This is a genomic window from Mesorhizobium sp. M7A.F.Ca.CA.001.10.2.1 (genome assembly GCF_003998575.1).
Taxonomy (GTDB): domain Bacteria; phylum Pseudomonadota; class Alphaproteobacteria; order Rhizobiales; family Rhizobiaceae; genus Mesorhizobium.
The window spans coordinates 17,035-31,116 of sequence record NZ_RZQY01000005.1 but is presented as its reverse complement, the minus strand read 5'-3'; the positions used below and the strand labels follow the sequence as shown (position 1 = coordinate 31,116).

Below are 14,082 nucleotides of genomic sequence, written 5' to 3'. Positions count from 1 at the left end.
CCTATGCGCGCGGCCTCGAACAACGCCCGTCGAGGGGCGCCTGACCCGTTCCCCACCATCACAGACAGCGGACAAGACACGTGCAGATCGAAACCATCAAGGCCTACCATGTCGTGCAGCCCTTCGTGGACGGGCCATACCGCATGTCGAAGGGGCGCGAGGCCGACGCTTTCGACGCGGTGATCGTGTCCATTGCATCAGACAGCGGTATCACCGGCTGGGGCGAGATGGCGCCGCTCGGCAATTTTTACTCGGCAGCCTTCCCGGCCGGCGTTCGCGCCGGCGTGGTCGAGATCGCGCCGCATCTGATCGGCCATGATCCGCGCGGACTAGCCAACATCGGCCGGCTGATGGACACGGTGTTCAAGGGTCATCCCTACATCAAGTCGGCGCTCGACATGGCCTGCTGGGATCTGGCGGGGCGCGCCGCCGACGTGCCGCTGGTAACGCTGCTCGGCGGCAAGGAAAGCGACACCGCAGAACTCTACAAGGTCGTCACGCACGGCAGCGTCGACGCCATGGCCGCGCTGGCCAAGCGCATCGTCAAGGACGGCTTCCACCGGCTACAGGTCAAGGTCGGCGGCAATGTGCATGACGACATCGAGCGTGTCACCGCGGTCGCCGCCTCGGTGCCGAAAGGCACGGTCATCTTCTGCGACGCCAATGCCGGCTGGACGCCCTATCAGGCGCGCCAGTTCGCCGACGCCACGCGCGCCATCGACTACACGTTCGAGCAGCCCTGCACCACGATCGACGAGAACATGTCGGTGCGCCGCATGCTCGACAAACCGATGGTGCTCGACGAATCCGTCACCTCGCTCGAGGCGATGCTGGAAATTCATCGCCTGGGTGCGGCCGACGGGCTGACCCTGAAGATCTCGCGCCTTGGCGGCGTGACGAAGACGCGCCAGATCCGCGACGTTGCCGTCGACCTCGGCTTCATGATCACGGTCGAGGACACGGGCGGCGCCGAGATCGACACCGCGGCCATGGCGCATCTGTCGCTGTCGACGCCGGAAGAGCGCCGGCTGCATGCCATCGCCTTCCATGAATGGGTGACGGTGCGCACGGCGTCGAACATGCCGCCGGTCACCGGCAGCCGCATGGGCATTCCGGACGGACCGGGCCTCGGCATCGACGTCGTTCCCGACCTGCTGGGCAAGCCTTTCTTCGAGGTCGGCCGCTGAGATGAAGATCCGCAGCATCAAAGCCACGCCGATCAATCTGCGCCTCGAAGCACCCTATGCCTGGGTGTTCGGCGAACTCGACGGATTTTCGCCGACCATTGTTGAAGTCGAGACCGAGGATGGCTTGATTAGCCTCGGCGAAGCGCCGACGCCAGCGGCGGCCGCGATTATCAACGATGTCCTGGCGCCACGGCTGGTCGGCCGCGATGCCTTCGACATCGCCGGCGCCGAGCATGTCTGCCTGCCCTTTTGGACCGGCGTGCAGTCGATCAACGACCGCACCCGCATCATGGCCTTCGGCGCCATCGAGATGGCGTTGTGGGACCTGCGCGGCAAGGCGTGGAACCAACCGCTCTACCAGTTGCTTGGCGGCGCTGTGCGCAAGGATATCCCGTTCACCGACTATTTTTCGCTGCGCGGTGATGGACCAAAGGTGAAGGGCGAGACGACGCCGGAAGAAGTCGCCGATTATTGCGTCGAATTGCACGAGACGCATGGAACGACCTTCTTCGAAGGCAAGTTCTCGACCGAAGATCCGAAAGTCTCGCTCAGGATGGTCGAGCTGATCCGCAAGAAACTCGGCGACGATGCGATGATCCGTATCGATTCCAACCAGGCTTATTCACTCAGCACCGCGCGGCGGCTGGCGCGCCCGCTGGAAGAGTTGGGCGTGCGCAACTGGGAGGATCCGGTGGCGACCATCGAGGAGATGCGCGAATTGCGGCGCCATTGCTCGATCCCGTTCTCGACCCACAACATCGACATTGCGCGCGCCATGGAAACCAAGGTTCCGGACGCGTTCGTCGGCAACCCGACGACGCATGGCGGCATCGGCCGGCTACTGCGCTTCGTTGGCGCCTGCGAGCACGCCGGCATCGATTTCTGGTGCTACAGCGGCGACAGCGGCATCGGCAGTGCCGCCTATCTGCACCTGTGCGCGGCACTTGGCTGGATCAGGGAGCCGAACCAGTCGCTGTTTCGCATGCTGCCGATGGATGTCACCGAGGAAGGGCCGTTTTCGCCGAGAAACAATTTCGTGCGCGTTCCGGAAGGTCCTGGTCTCGGCGTCACCTTGTCGCGCGAAAACCTCGCTGCCTGTCACAGAGACTTTACCGAGAAAGGACCGTGCAACAAGTATCATGACCCGGCAAAGCCCGGAACCTATCGCCGTTTGCCGCTGAACTAGACGGCGGCAGCCGGCCAGACAGCGGCCAAGAGACGAGAAGCCAACCGCGCGACTTCGGTCAGGAAGGTTGGACAAGACGATGGAGCAGTGCAGCCAGGAAGCCGGCGCGTCCACGCCACGACTGGATGGACCGGACAAAACCGCATGCTAAGGTTTCGGTCGACAGACCTCTCTGGCGGCCGAAAAATGGAGCAATCCACGAAATTTCGTCAACCATAAGAAATAGGGGAAAGGGTAAAAACCCATGAGCAAGAACTTTGGCATTCTCGACCTGATCCGGCGCAATCGCACGCCGCTTGAAAATCACCTGATCGACGGCCTTGTCGACGGTCGTGTCAGCCGCCGCGACTTCGTCCGTCACGGCAGCCTGCTCGGCCTGTCGCTGCCGCTGCTGGGCCGTATCGGCATGGCCGCCGGCCTCGGCGGCATGCCGTCGCTGGCGCGTGCCCAAGGCGCACCCGGCGCCACCATCCGTGTCGCCAGCAGCGTGCCGGCAGCAACGATCGACCCAGTCACCATTGCGGACGCCGGCGGCCTGCTGGTGATGCAGCAGGTTGCGGAATTCCTTTGTGTCGACGGCCCCGACCTGGTGCTGCAACCGGCGCTGGCCGAGAGCTGGAAGCCGAACGACAACGGCACGGTTTGGACCTTCAAGCTGCGCAAGGGCGTAAAATTCCACAGCGGCGGGGAGATGAAGGCCGACGACGTCGTGGCCAGCATCGACCGCCTTGCCGATCCGGCAAACTCGTCCAACGCGCTGTCGGTGTTCAACGGCATCCTGCAGAAGGGCGCCTCCAAGAAGGTCGACGACTACACGGTGGAATTCCACCTCGATGCGCCGAACGGCAACTTCCCCTACATGCTGTCGTCCGACAACTACAACGCCGTCATCATCCCGGCGAGTTACAAGGGCGACTACGAGAAGAGCTTCGACGGCACCGGGCCGTTCAAAATTGAGAAATACACGGCAAAGGTCGGCGCCTCCTTCGTCCGCAACGAGGATTATTGGGGTCCGAAGGCACTGCCGGAACGCACCGAATTCACCTTCTTCACCGATATGCAGCCGCAGATCCTGGCGCTGCAGGGCGGACAGGTCGACATCATCAACCAGATGCCCGTGCTGGCCGGCGTCGCTCTGCTCAACGATCCGAACGTCGACATCATCAGCCTGAAGTCGTCGGCCCATCAGCAACTGCACATGCGCTGCGACGAGGGCCCGTTGAAGGATGCGCGCGTGCGCCGTGCCATTGCGCTCTGCCTCGATCGCGACAAGCTGGCCGCCGGCCTGATGAAGGGACGCTCCGCTCTGGGCAATGACAGCCCGTTCGCCGCCGTCTACCCTTCGACCGATACGAGCGTGCCGCAGCGCAAGCAGGATATCGCCCAGGCCAAGCAGCTCATGGAAGCAGCCGGCCTTGGCCAGGGCTTCAAGATAACCCTGACCACCGAACGCTACCTGGAAATCCCTGAATACGCCCAGCTGATCCAAAACTGGGTCAAGGAGATCGGCGTCCAACTCGACCTCAACATCCTCGACCAGAGCGGCTATTACGGAGACGCAGTGTTCGGCAAGTCGAACTGGCTGGATTCGGTGATGGGTATCACCGACTACGGCCACCGCGGCGTGCCGAACGTCTATCTCGCGGCACCGCTGAAGAGTGAAGGCACCTGGAACGCGGCACACTTCAAGAACAAGGACTATGACGCGCTGGCGACCAGCTACATCGCGGCCCTCGATCTCGAGGCGCAGAAGGCCGACGCCGGCAAGATCCAGAAGCTGCTGCTCGAAGAAACGCCTGTCATCTTCGGCTATTTCTATGACTATCTCACGGCGACGGCGAAGGGTGTGGCCGGCGTGCAGCCGACCGCCATGTCGCAGCTGTTCCTCGATAAGGCATCGAAGGCCTGAACGGAAGGGAAAGCCAATCCTCTAACAGCCAGCTCCCGCATGGGGGCTGGCTCCACAAGGAGTCCTAGCCATTCTCTCCTTCCTTGTCCGGCGTGTCTCGCTGTCGCTCGTCACGCTGTTCCTGCTCAGCATCATGGTGTTCCTGGGCGGCCAGGTGCTGCCCGGCAATGTCGGGCGCGCCATATTGGGCCCGTTCGCCGACCAGCGCGCGGTCGACGCGCTCAATCACACGCTCGGCGTCGATCGCCCGCTGCTAACGCAATACTGGAGCTGGATCTCCAACTTCGTCCAGGGCGACATGGGTACGTCCTACATCTTCCGCTCGCCGGTCGCGCCTTTCGTCATCGATGCGCTGGGCAATTCGATGAAGCTGGCGGCGGTCGCCTTCGTGCTGGTGGTGCCGATCGGCATCCTCGGCGGCGTCGTCGCCGCACTCAACCTCAACCGCCCGCTCGACCGCATCATCAGTCTCGGCGGCCTGTCGGTGACGGTGCTGCCGGAATTCGTCACCGGCATCATCCTGATCCTGATCTTTGGTGTCTGGCTGCGCTGGCTGCCGATATCGGCCGCATGGCCGCGCGACGCCGGCTTCTTCACGCAGCTCTATTACCTGATCCTGCCCTCGCTGCCGCTGTTCCTGGTGCTGTTCGGCTACATCGCCCGCATGGCACGCTCCGGCATGATCGAGGCGCTCGATTCCGACTACACGCGAACGGCCGTGCTGAAGGGCCTGCCCTGGCGCACGGTGATCTGGCGGCATGTGCTGCGCAATGCGCTGCTGCCGACCATCACCGTCATCGCGACGCAGACCGGCTACCTCATCGGCGGCCTTGTCGTCATCGAAACGCTGTTTCGCTACCAGGGCATCGGGTCGCTGATCTTCACCGCCGCGCGCGGCAAGGATTTCCCGATGCTGGAGTCGGGCATCCTCACCATCGGCATTGTCTATGCCGTGGCCACCCTTGTCGCCGACTTCCTCTATTCCGTGCTCAATCCGCGTATCCGTCTGGGGTCAGATCAATGAGCGCCGTCCAAACCAGCTCTCCTACACCAGACGACACGCGCCGGCGCAGCCCGCTGGCGGAGGTCTTTTTCTCGCTGCTGCGCTCGCGCACATTCCTTGTCGGTTTCGCCATCGTGCTGTTCTGGGTTGCCTGTGCGCTGTTCGGCGAGCATTTCGCACCTTACGATCCGCTCGCCGACGACATCATCAACGCGCTGGCGCCGCCCTCTTCCGAACACTGGTTCGGCACCGACCAGATCGGCCGCGACGTCTTCTCGCGCGTCATCGTCGGTTCGCGCGACATCCTGACCGTCGCACCGCTGGCAACCTTGCTGGCGACGGTAGCCGGCACGGCGCTTGGCCTCCTTACCGGCTATTTTCGCGGTCTCGTCGACGATGTCGTCAGCCGCATCCTCGAAGCCTTCATGGCGATCCCGGTGGTCATCGTTGCGCTGTTGGCCATCGTTGCGCTCGGCACCTCCAAGACGACGGTCATCGTCGTCATCGGCCTGAGCTTCGCGCCGATCATCGCGCGCACCGTGCGCTCGGCGGTGCTGGCCGAGCGCGAGCTCGACTATGTCGCCGCCGCACAACTCAGGCATGAAAGTGCCCTGCATACGATGTTCGTCGAGATCCTGCCCAACGTCATCCCGCCGATCCTGGTCGAAACCACCGTGCGGCTCGGCTATGCCATTTTCGCCGTCGCCACGCTCTCCTTCATGGGCTTTGGCATCCAGCCGCCCTCGCCCGACTGGGGGCTGTCGATCTCCAACAATTACGGCATGATCGGCGGCGGCTTCTGGTGGACGGTGCTGTTCGATGCGCTCGCCATCGCTTCGCTGGTGATCGGCGTCAATCTGGCGGCCGACGGCGTTCACGGAGCGCTCAATGACTAACTCCGCCAAGGCCGAAAACGCACTCGAACTCACCGATCTTTCGGTTGCCTACCGCGTCGCCGGCCGCAATCGCGCCGTGCTGCGCAACCTCAGCCTCACCATCGGCCAGGGCGAAGCCTATGGGCTGGTCGGCGAGTCCGGTTGCGGCAAGTCGACAGTGGCGCTCACCGTCGTGCGCTATCTGCCGAGAAATGGCTCGATCACCGGCGGCGCGATCTCGCTCGACGGCCAGAATGTGATGAAACTTGACGCCGAAGCGCTCAGGCGGGCGCGCGCGGAAAGCGTCTCCATGGTCTATCAGGACCCGGGCAAGGCGCTGAACCCATCGATCCGCGTCGGCCGTCAGCTGACCGAGATTTTTGAACTCGGCGGCGTTTCGGGACGAGCGGCCACTGACCGGGCGATTGCGATGCTGAACCGAGTGCGCATCTCCGACCCGACAAGTGTCATGCAGCGCTACCCGCACCAGCTTTCCGGCGGCATGCAGCAACGCTTGGCGATTGCCATGGCGCTGGCCAACGATCCGTCGATGCTGATCCTCGACGAGCCCACCACCGGCCTCGATGCGACGGTGGAGGCCGAAGTGCTCGACCTGATCGCACAGCTCAGGCAGGAACTGTCAGCCTCTATCCTGTTCATCAGCCACAACCTCGCCGTCGTTTCCAACATGTGCGACCGGGTCGGCGTGCTCTATGCCGGCATGCTGGTCGAGGAAGGACCAACGGAGGTCGTGTTCAACGATCCGCGCCACCCCTACACGGTGGCGCTGCTGCGCTGCCTGCCGCGCGGCGGCCAACGCAAGGATCAGGGCCGGCTCGACACCATTCCGGGTTTCCTGCCCGGCATCGGGGCCGACATCAAGGGCTGCGCCTTCGCCGATCGCTGCGCGCTCGCCGACGATCGCTGCCGCAGCGAATTGCCGCCGCTCTATGATCTGGGCGGCCGGCTGTCGCGCTGCTTCCATCACGACAAGGCGCAGGCGCTGCCGCGCGCGACACCGAGCGATGTGGCGCCCGCCCCAAAGCCGGCGGCAGCACCAGTGCTGCGCGTCGCCGGGTTGAACAAGACCTATTCCAGCCACGGTCACGCACTGCGCGCCGTCAAGGATGTCTCGGTCGATTTGCGGCCCGGCGAGACGCTCGGGCTGGTCGGTGAGTCCGGCAGCGGCAAGACGACCTTCGCCAGGCTGCTGCTCGGCCTGGTACCGCCCGACGAAGGCGGCACCATCGAACTCGAGGACAAGGCGCTGGCGCCTCGGCTGGAGAACCGCAGCGACGACCAGATCAAGGCGATGCAGATCGTCTTCCAGAATCCGGATTCGGCTCTCAACCGCTCGCATTCGATTCGCCATCTGATCGGCCGGGCACTGAAGCGGCTGGCCGGCCTCTCCGGCAAAGCGCTGGAGTCGCGCCTCAATGACCTTGTCCGCTCGGTCCGGCTCACCGACCGCCATCTTGCCGTCAAGCCGCGCCAGCTCTCCGGCGGCCTGAAGCAGCGCGTCGCCATCGCGCGCGCCTTCGCCGGCGACCCGCGCATCGTGGTGTGCGACGAGCCGACCTCGGCGCTCGACGTCTCGGTGCAGGCTGCCATCCTCAATCTGCTCGCCGACCTGCAGTCGAAGGAAGACGTCAGCTACATCTTCATCTCGCACGACCTTGCCGTGGTGCGTTACCTCTCCGACAAGATCGCCGTGCTCTATCTCGGCCGCATCATGGAACTTGGGCCATCGGAAGACGTCTTTTCCGGACCGCATCACCCCTATACCGAGGCGCTTTTGTCGGCGGTGCCCAAACTCGACCAGACCGAGACGGCACGCATTCGTCTCGACGGCGAAATCCCCAGCGCCACCAATCCGCCTTCGGGCTGCGTGTTCCACACGCGCTGCCCGCGCAAGATCGGCCCGATCTGCGAACAGCAGGAGCCGCCACTCGGCGAGGCCCAGCCCGGCCATTCGATCCGCTGCCACATTCCTTACGCCGAACTGGCCAGGCTGCAGAGAGCGGTCGTGACCGAGCCGGCATAGCGCTCTCGCTCGCGTGGCTTGGCCGGTCAGATCTGGCCGGCCATGCTGAGAGCACGGTCACCTTCTGAAAAACCCTGCCCTTCGGCCCAGTCTCTGGCCAGCGTGCGCAGGCCTGTGAGCGCGACATCCAGAACATCCGAAGACACGGGATTCGAGGGATAGGCGAGGTAGATCGGCCGTTGGAATACCGGAGCGTTGTCGATGCGCCGCATCTCGCCGCGCTCGATATGACCGCTGACGGCACTGAGCGGCAGATAGGCGGCGGCCTGCTGCGACTGCACGTGCTGAAGCCCGATGAAGACCAGCCCGGCCGAAATCGCCGGCTTGACCATGCCGGCAAAGGCGCGGTCGTGCTCGATGCGGAACTCCAGCCCCCAGTCCATCAGGATATAGTTTTCGGTCCATGGCTTGGTCTGTGCGGCGTGCTGGACGAGCACGACCTGATCGACGGCCAGCGTCTCGTAGACAATGCCGGGATGCGGTCGCGGCAGATAGAGGATGCAGATGTCGAGCAGGCCTTCCGCCAGCTGGTCGATCGCCGAGTCCGGAAAGCTGCCCTCCAGCCGCAGCGCCACGTTCGGCCGCCTGGCGCGCATCCACTCGACCCATGGCGAGGTGATGCGGTCCCACAGATAGGCCGGCGCGGTCAGCCGCAGCAAGGTCTCGTAACCATCGGGAACGGCGATGTCCTGCCGCGATTGCTCCCAGGTGCGGGTGATCGACGAGGCATGCGGCAGGAACTGCCGGCCGGCCGGCGTCAGCGTGACGCCATCGCGGTCGCGCACGAAAAGCCGGCGGCCCAACTGCTCCTCCAGCCCCCTGATCCGCGCACTGACGGTGGACTGGGCGAGGTTGAGCCGGCTGGCCGCGACGGTGAAGCTGCCATGGGTGGCGACTTCGAGAAAGCTGCGCAGATTCTCAGTGTCCATGCCCACCTCCTGCATCGAAAATTTCGATGACTCCTATCAAAAAATATCGCTTTCCGGCGGCAGTCAACAATGAACTAGATGGCTGAACCCCAAGACAAGCGAGGAATCCAGCCATGCCCAAGCATTTCCGGATGATCGACAACGCTTGCAGAACACTCACTGCAATCGAAAATTCCGCTGTTGACGAATTGCTGGCCGGCAGGATGGACCGCCGTGACTTCCTGCGCCATGGCAGCGTGCTTGGGCTTTCCTTGCCGTTCCTGGGCAGCCTTGTCGCGGCCGCCGGCCTCGGCACCCAGCAGGCCCGCGCCGAGGGCAAGCCGGGCGGCACGGTGCGCGCCGGCGTGGCGACGCCGGGCGGCGCCATCGATCCCGTCACCTACTATGACAGCGGCAGCTACCAGCTGGTTTTCCAAACCGCCGAGTTTCTCTGCATCACGCAGCCGGACCTCACTTTGAAGCCTGTGCTGGCAGAGAGCTGGGCGCCGAACGAGGATGGCAGCGTGTGGACCTTCAAGCTGCGCAAGGGCGTGAAATTCCACAATGGCGAGGATTTCAAGGCCGACGACGTCGTCGCGACCTTCGACCGGCTGGCCGATCCCAACGGCGCTTCCAACGCGCTTTCGGTGTTCAAAGGCCTTCTTTCGAAGGGCGGCACCCGGAAGGTCGACGACCACACCGTCGCCTTCCATCTCGATGCGCCGAATGGCAGCTTTCCCTATTCAGTGTCGATCGACAATTACAACGCCGTCATCTTGCCGGCGAGCTACAAGGGCGATTACGAAAAGACGTTCGAAGGCACCGGACCGTTCCGGTTGGAAAGCTACACGCCAAAGGTCGGCGCGACCTTCATCCGCAACCCCGACTATTGGGGTGAGAAGGCGCTGCCCGACCGGCTCGAATTCAAGTTCTACGGCGATGTGCAGCCACGCATCCTGGCGCTGCAGGCCGGCGAGGTCGACATTCTCGATGCCGTCCCGCTCGATGTCAGCCAGGTCGTGCTGAACAGTCCTGATATCACCGTCTTGCGTGTCGCTTCGACCGCGCACCGCCAGTTGCACATGCGCTGCGACACCGGCCCCTTCACCGACAAGCGCGTGCGCCAGGCGCTGGCGCTGTGCATCGACCGCGCCAAGCTGGTCGACGGCTTGTGCCGCGGCATGGCGGCGACTGGCAATGACAGCCCGTTCGCGCCGGCCTTCCCGGCGACCGACAAGTCGGTGCCGCAACGCGTCCAGGACATCGCCAAGGCCAAGCAGTTGCTCGAGGCGGCGGGTCTCGCCGAAGGCTTCGACGTCACGCTGACCACGCTGCGCTATTCCGACATTCCGGGCTATGCGCAATTGTTCCAGAATTTCGCCAAGGAGATCGGTGCGCGCATCTCGCTCAACATCGAGGACCAGGACAAATATTACGGCAAAGCGGTGTTCGGCCAGTCGGACTGGCTGGACAGCCCGCTCGGCATCACCGACTACGCGCATCGCAGCGTGCCAAACATCTTCCTCAAGAGCCCGTTGGTCAGCGACGGCCCTTGGAACGCGGCGCATTTCAAGAGCCCGGCCTATGATGGCATGGTCACCAGCTATCTCAAGGCGCTCGATGCCGGCGCGCAGCGCGCTGCCGCCTCCGACATCCAGAAATTGCTGCTCGACGAGACGCCTGTCATCTTCAGCTATTTCCCCGATCTGCTGGTGCCGGTGCGCAAGAATGTCAGCGGCCTTCCGCCGATCGCGGCCGGCCTGCTGCTCGACCGCGTGTCGTTGAGCTGATCATGCCCCAACGCCCGATGACAAAAGAAACAAAACGGGAGACTACCATTCGCAAGCCCCATCTGCGCGGCCGTGGGCCGCATTTTCCACTGCTCGATAACATCGTGCAGTATGAATTCGAGCCGGGCTACATAGCCTTCACCATGCCGACGCAGAAGCGCCTGCGTGTGCAGGTGGGATCGATGACCGTGGCCGATACGACCAATGCCTTGGTGTTCTACGAATCCGATCACCTGCCGGTCTACTACTTCCCGATCGGCGACGTTCGCGAGGAATTCCTGCTGCCGAGCAAGACGACGACAGAGGACCCGTTCAAGGGCACAGCCACCCACTATTCACTCAACACCGGCATCACGCTGGTCGAGGACGCGGCCTGGCGCTATCTCGATCCGGTCAAGGGCTGTCCGCCGATATCCGACTACATGTCGTTCACCTGGAGTAAGATGGGACACTGGTTCGAGGAGGACGAGGAGATCTTCGTCCACGCCCGCGATCCGTTCCGCCGGGTCGACTGCCTGCCGTCGTCGCGGCGCGTGCAGGTCATTCTCGACGGCGAACAGGTCGCCGATTCACGCCGCGGCGTGTTCCTGTTCGAGACCGGCCATCCGGTGCGCCACTATCTGCCGATCGCCGACACGCGGCTCGATATGTTCGCGCCCAGCCGCTACATTTCGCGCTGTCCTTACAAGGGCATCTCCAACTATTATCACGTGACGACCAAGGCCAAGCGTCACGAGAACCTGGTCTGGTATTATCCCGAGCCGGTGCACGAGGCGGAGCGCATCAAGGGGCTGGTCTGCTTCCACCACGAACTGGTCGACAAGATCCTGGTCGATGGCGTCGAAATCCCGAAGGAAGCCACGGCCGCGTCGAGCGGTTATTTCTGAGTATCGACGCCGCTTGAGCCATTTGCGCGCGAGCGCTTGATCGAAGCACGGCTCAGCGCATACCCTCCCTGGGCCAGGGAGGGCACTCGATGGATCTTTTCAAACTGAACGGCGATGTCGCGCTGGTCACCGGCGCCGGCAGCGGCATCGGCCAGGCAATCGCGATCGGACTGGCCGAGGCAGGCGCCGACGTCGCCTGTTTCGGCCATGCATCGAAGGGTGGGCTGGACGAAACCGCGCACCGGATCACGGCGCTCGGCCGCAAAGCGCTGGTGCTGACCGGTACAGTGACATCGCAGAGCGATCTCGCGACGGCGATCGATCGCGTCGAGAGCGAACTCGGTGCGCTCACCGTCGCCGTCAACAATGCCGGCATTGCCGGCTCCGAGCCCGCCGAGACGATGCCGCTGGAGACGTGGCAGAAGGTTCACGACGTCAATGTCGCCGGCGTGTTCCTGTCCTGTCAGGCCGAAGCGCGCAAGATGCTGGCGCGAGGCAAGGGCTCGATCATCAACATCGCCTCGATGTCGGGCACCATCGTCAACCGCGGCCTGACGCAGGCGCACTACAACTCTTCGAAGGCCGCCGTCATCCACATGTCCAGGAGCCTCGCCATGGAGTGGGCCGATCGCGGCCTGCGCGTCAATGTGGTTAGTCCCGGTTACACGCTGACGCCGATGAACAAGCGGCCAGAGGTGGCGGAAGAGGTGAAGATCTTCAAGCGCGACACGCCGATGGGGCGCATGGCGGCGCCGGAGGAAATGGTCGGGCCGACGGTGTTCCTCGCCAGCCGCGCAGCGAGCTTCGTCACCGGCCTCGACCTGATTGTCGATGGCGGCTACGTCTGCTGGTAAGAGCTCAGCTTCGCCTGCAGTCTGAATTTGTACGTCTCGCGAAGCGTTAGTCGTTGCGCGACATGAACCTTGGTATATATAATTTCATCCTATGAAACGGCCTTGGCGAGATGGGGCTTACCAGGCGGGTAGCCGAGATCATACGACCTTGATGGCTCGCACCTTGCAGGGCGCCGCAGGACTGGCAATCGATCCGCAGATGACCGCTCCCTCAGTGATCCGTCGGCAGTCATGACGCCGACACTCCGATCCTGTTCCATTATCACCAGAACTGAGCACCATCTTGCCTGCACTGGCCAAAGCCGGGGCAATAATTTGGCGCCGACGGTCTTGCGCAAAGACCAGTCTTTCCAACACAATCAAGAAAAAGCCGCAAGAAGGGAACGAACGATAATTTTCACAGCTTGAAGGAGAACAAGCATGTCATTTCGCAGCCAGATCTCGAAACTCTCGATGAGCGCCGTCGCGCTCGCGACATTAAGCCTGCTGACACCTTCCGCCCAAGCCGCCGCACCGGAATCCAACGATCCGATCAAGATCGCGCTGTTCGACTGGACCAGCGTCAACCTCAACGCCAAGATCCTCGGCGGCATCCTGGAAAAGCTCGGCTATACCGTCGAATATCCGACCGCCGACTACCTCTCCAGCCTGACCACCGGTCTCACCAATGGCGATCTCGATGTCGGCATGGAATTCTGGGACACGACCGCCGGCGAGGCCATGAAGGCCTCCGATGCGACAGGCCAGACCGAACGGCTGGGCAAGCTCGGCCCCAAGGCCAAGGAAGAATGGTGGTTTCCCGAATACATGAAGGAGAAGTGCCCCGGCCTGCCTAACTGGGAAGCGCTGAAGGATCCGAAATGCGCCGAAGCCTTCTCGACGGCGGAGACCGCACCGAAGGGGCGCTATCTCGGCGGCCCGGTAACATGGGAAGGCTTTGACGACGAGCGCGTCGAAGCGCTGAAACTGCCCTTCACCGTCATCCATGCCGGCACCGACGCGGCGATGTTCGCCGAGTTGGACTCGGCCTATCAGCGCAAAGCGCCGATCATGCTGTGGATCTATTCGCCGCATTGGGCGCCGGCCAAATACAAGGGCGAATGGGTTGAATTCCCCGAATACACGGCCGAGTGCTACAACGACCCGAAATGGGGCACCAACCCCGACGCCAAATATGATTGCGGCAAGCCGCATGGCGAGATCTGGAAGTACTCCTGGGCCGGCATGAAGGACAAATGGCCGGTCGCCTACAAGGTGGCGAAGGCCTACACGGTCGACACCGACGAGCTCAACAAGATGAGCGGCGAGATCGATCTCGGCGGCAAGACGCCGGAAGACGTCGCCGCCGCCTGGATCGCCGCCCACGAGGCCGACTGGAAAGCCTGGGCGCAGTGATCGTTCCGACTGGAAGATGAGACCCGGCAGTTGATCAGGCGGGC

General features: G+C 63.3%; 11 protein-coding genes. 10 read left to right on the top strand and 1 reads right to left on the bottom strand.

The features are described 5' to 3' along the window. The first annotated feature begins 80 nt into the window (after positions 1 to 80). From EN964_RS00765 to EN964_RS00740, 6 genes are all read left to right on the top strand, one after another. Complete coding sequence (locus tag EN964_RS00765; protein ID WP_127268582.1) at positions 81 to 1,187, top strand: mandelate racemase/muconate lactonizing enzyme family protein; 1,107 nt, start codon at positions 81 to 83, stop codon at positions 1,185 to 1,187. 1 nt (position 1,188) lies between these two features. Further along, a complete protein-coding gene (locus EN964_RS00760; protein WP_127270247.1) occupies positions 1,189 to 2,373 on the top strand; it encodes a mandelate racemase/muconate lactonizing enzyme family protein in 1,185 nt (394 codons plus the stop codon). A gap of 244 nt (positions 2,374 to 2,617) precedes the next feature. Beyond that, positions 2,618 to 4,282, top strand: a complete 1,665-nt coding sequence (locus tag EN964_RS00755; protein ID WP_127270250.1) for an ABC transporter substrate-binding protein — start codon at positions 2,618 to 2,620, stop codon at positions 4,280 to 4,282. A 70-nt stretch (positions 4,283 to 4,352) separates the two neighbouring features. Further along, positions 4,353 to 5,306, top strand: a complete 954-nt coding sequence (locus EN964_RS00750) for an ABC transporter permease (RefSeq protein ID WP_127270253.1) — start codon at positions 4,353 to 4,355, stop codon at positions 5,304 to 5,306. Beyond that, complete coding sequence (locus EN964_RS00745; RefSeq protein ID WP_127270255.1) at positions 5,303 to 6,181, top strand: ABC transporter permease; 879 nt, start codon at positions 5,303 to 5,305, stop codon at positions 6,179 to 6,181. The genes EN964_RS00750 and EN964_RS00745 overlap by 4 nt, the downstream gene beginning before the upstream one ends. Continuing rightward, positions 6,174 to 8,204 (top strand): ABC transporter ATP-binding protein, encoded by a 2,031-nt coding sequence (locus tag EN964_RS00740; RefSeq protein WP_127270258.1) that lies wholly within the window; start codon positions 6,174 to 6,176, stop codon positions 8,202 to 8,204. Before EN964_RS00745 ends, EN964_RS00740 begins: the two co-directional genes overlap by 8 nt. A gap of 26 nt (positions 8,205 to 8,230) precedes the next feature. On the opposite strand, the gene EN964_RS00735 is transcribed toward EN964_RS00740, so the two are convergent. Further along, a complete protein-coding gene (locus EN964_RS00735) occupies positions 8,231 to 9,133 on the bottom strand; it encodes a LysR family transcriptional regulator (protein ID WP_127270260.1) in 903 nt (300 codons plus the stop codon). A gap of 113 nt (positions 9,134 to 9,246) precedes the next feature. On the opposite strand from EN964_RS00735, the gene EN964_RS00730 reads away from it, so the two are divergent. The 4 genes from EN964_RS00730 to EN964_RS00715 all read left to right on the top strand — a co-directional run bounded on the left by EN964_RS00730 (position 9,247) and on the right by EN964_RS00715 (position 14,038). Further along, entirely contained in the window at positions 9,247 to 10,902 is a 1,656-nt protein-coding gene (locus tag EN964_RS00730; RefSeq protein ID WP_127270263.1) for an ABC transporter substrate-binding protein, read from the top strand. Between the two features lie 17 nt (positions 10,903 to 10,919). Next, the gene (locus tag EN964_RS00725; RefSeq protein ID WP_127270266.1) at positions 10,920 to 11,789 is read left to right on the top strand and encodes a DUF427 domain-containing protein; all 870 of its coding nucleotides are present in this window, start codon (positions 10,920 to 10,922) and stop codon (positions 11,787 to 11,789) included. A gap of 89 nt (positions 11,790 to 11,878) precedes the next feature. Then, positions 11,879 to 12,643 carry an SDR family oxidoreductase gene (locus tag EN964_RS00720; protein WP_127270269.1) on the top strand — a complete coding sequence of 255 codons (765 nt, stop codon included), beginning with the start codon at positions 11,879 to 11,881 and terminating at the stop codon, positions 12,641 to 12,643. Between the two features lie 420 nt (positions 12,644 to 13,063). After that, complete coding sequence (locus tag EN964_RS00715) at positions 13,064 to 14,038, top strand: ABC transporter substrate-binding protein (protein WP_127270272.1); 975 nt, start codon at positions 13,064 to 13,066, stop codon at positions 14,036 to 14,038. Positions 14,039 to 14,082 lie beyond the last annotated feature (44 nt).

Coding starts and splice junctions, on each gene's coding strand:
- EN964_RS00760 (WP_127270247.1), top strand. CDS start 1,189: ATGAAGATCCGCAGCATCAAAGCCACGCCGATCAATCTGCGCCTCGAA.
- EN964_RS00755 (WP_127270250.1), top strand. CDS start 2,618: ATGAGCAAGAACTTTGGCATTCTCGACCTGATCCGGCGCAATCGCACG.
- EN964_RS00745 (WP_127270255.1), top strand. CDS start 5,303: ATGAGCGCCGTCCAAACCAGCTCTCCTACACCAGACGACACGCGCCGG.
- EN964_RS00740 (WP_127270258.1), top strand. CDS start 6,174: ATGACTAACTCCGCCAAGGCCGAAAACGCACTCGAACTCACCGATCTT.
- EN964_RS00735 (WP_127270260.1), bottom strand. CDS start 9,133: ATGGACACTGAGAATCTGCGCAGCTTTCTCGAAGTCGCCACCCATGGC.
- EN964_RS00730 (WP_127270263.1), top strand. CDS start 9,247: ATGCCCAAGCATTTCCGGATGATCGACAACGCTTGCAGAACACTCACT.
- EN964_RS00725 (WP_127270266.1), top strand. CDS start 10,920: ATGACAAAAGAAACAAAACGGGAGACTACCATTCGCAAGCCCCATCTG.
- EN964_RS00720 (WP_127270269.1), top strand. CDS start 11,879: ATGGATCTTTTCAAACTGAACGGCGATGTCGCGCTGGTCACCGGCGCC.
- EN964_RS00715 (WP_127270272.1), top strand. CDS start 13,064: ATGTCATTTCGCAGCCAGATCTCGAAACTCTCGATGAGCGCCGTCGCG.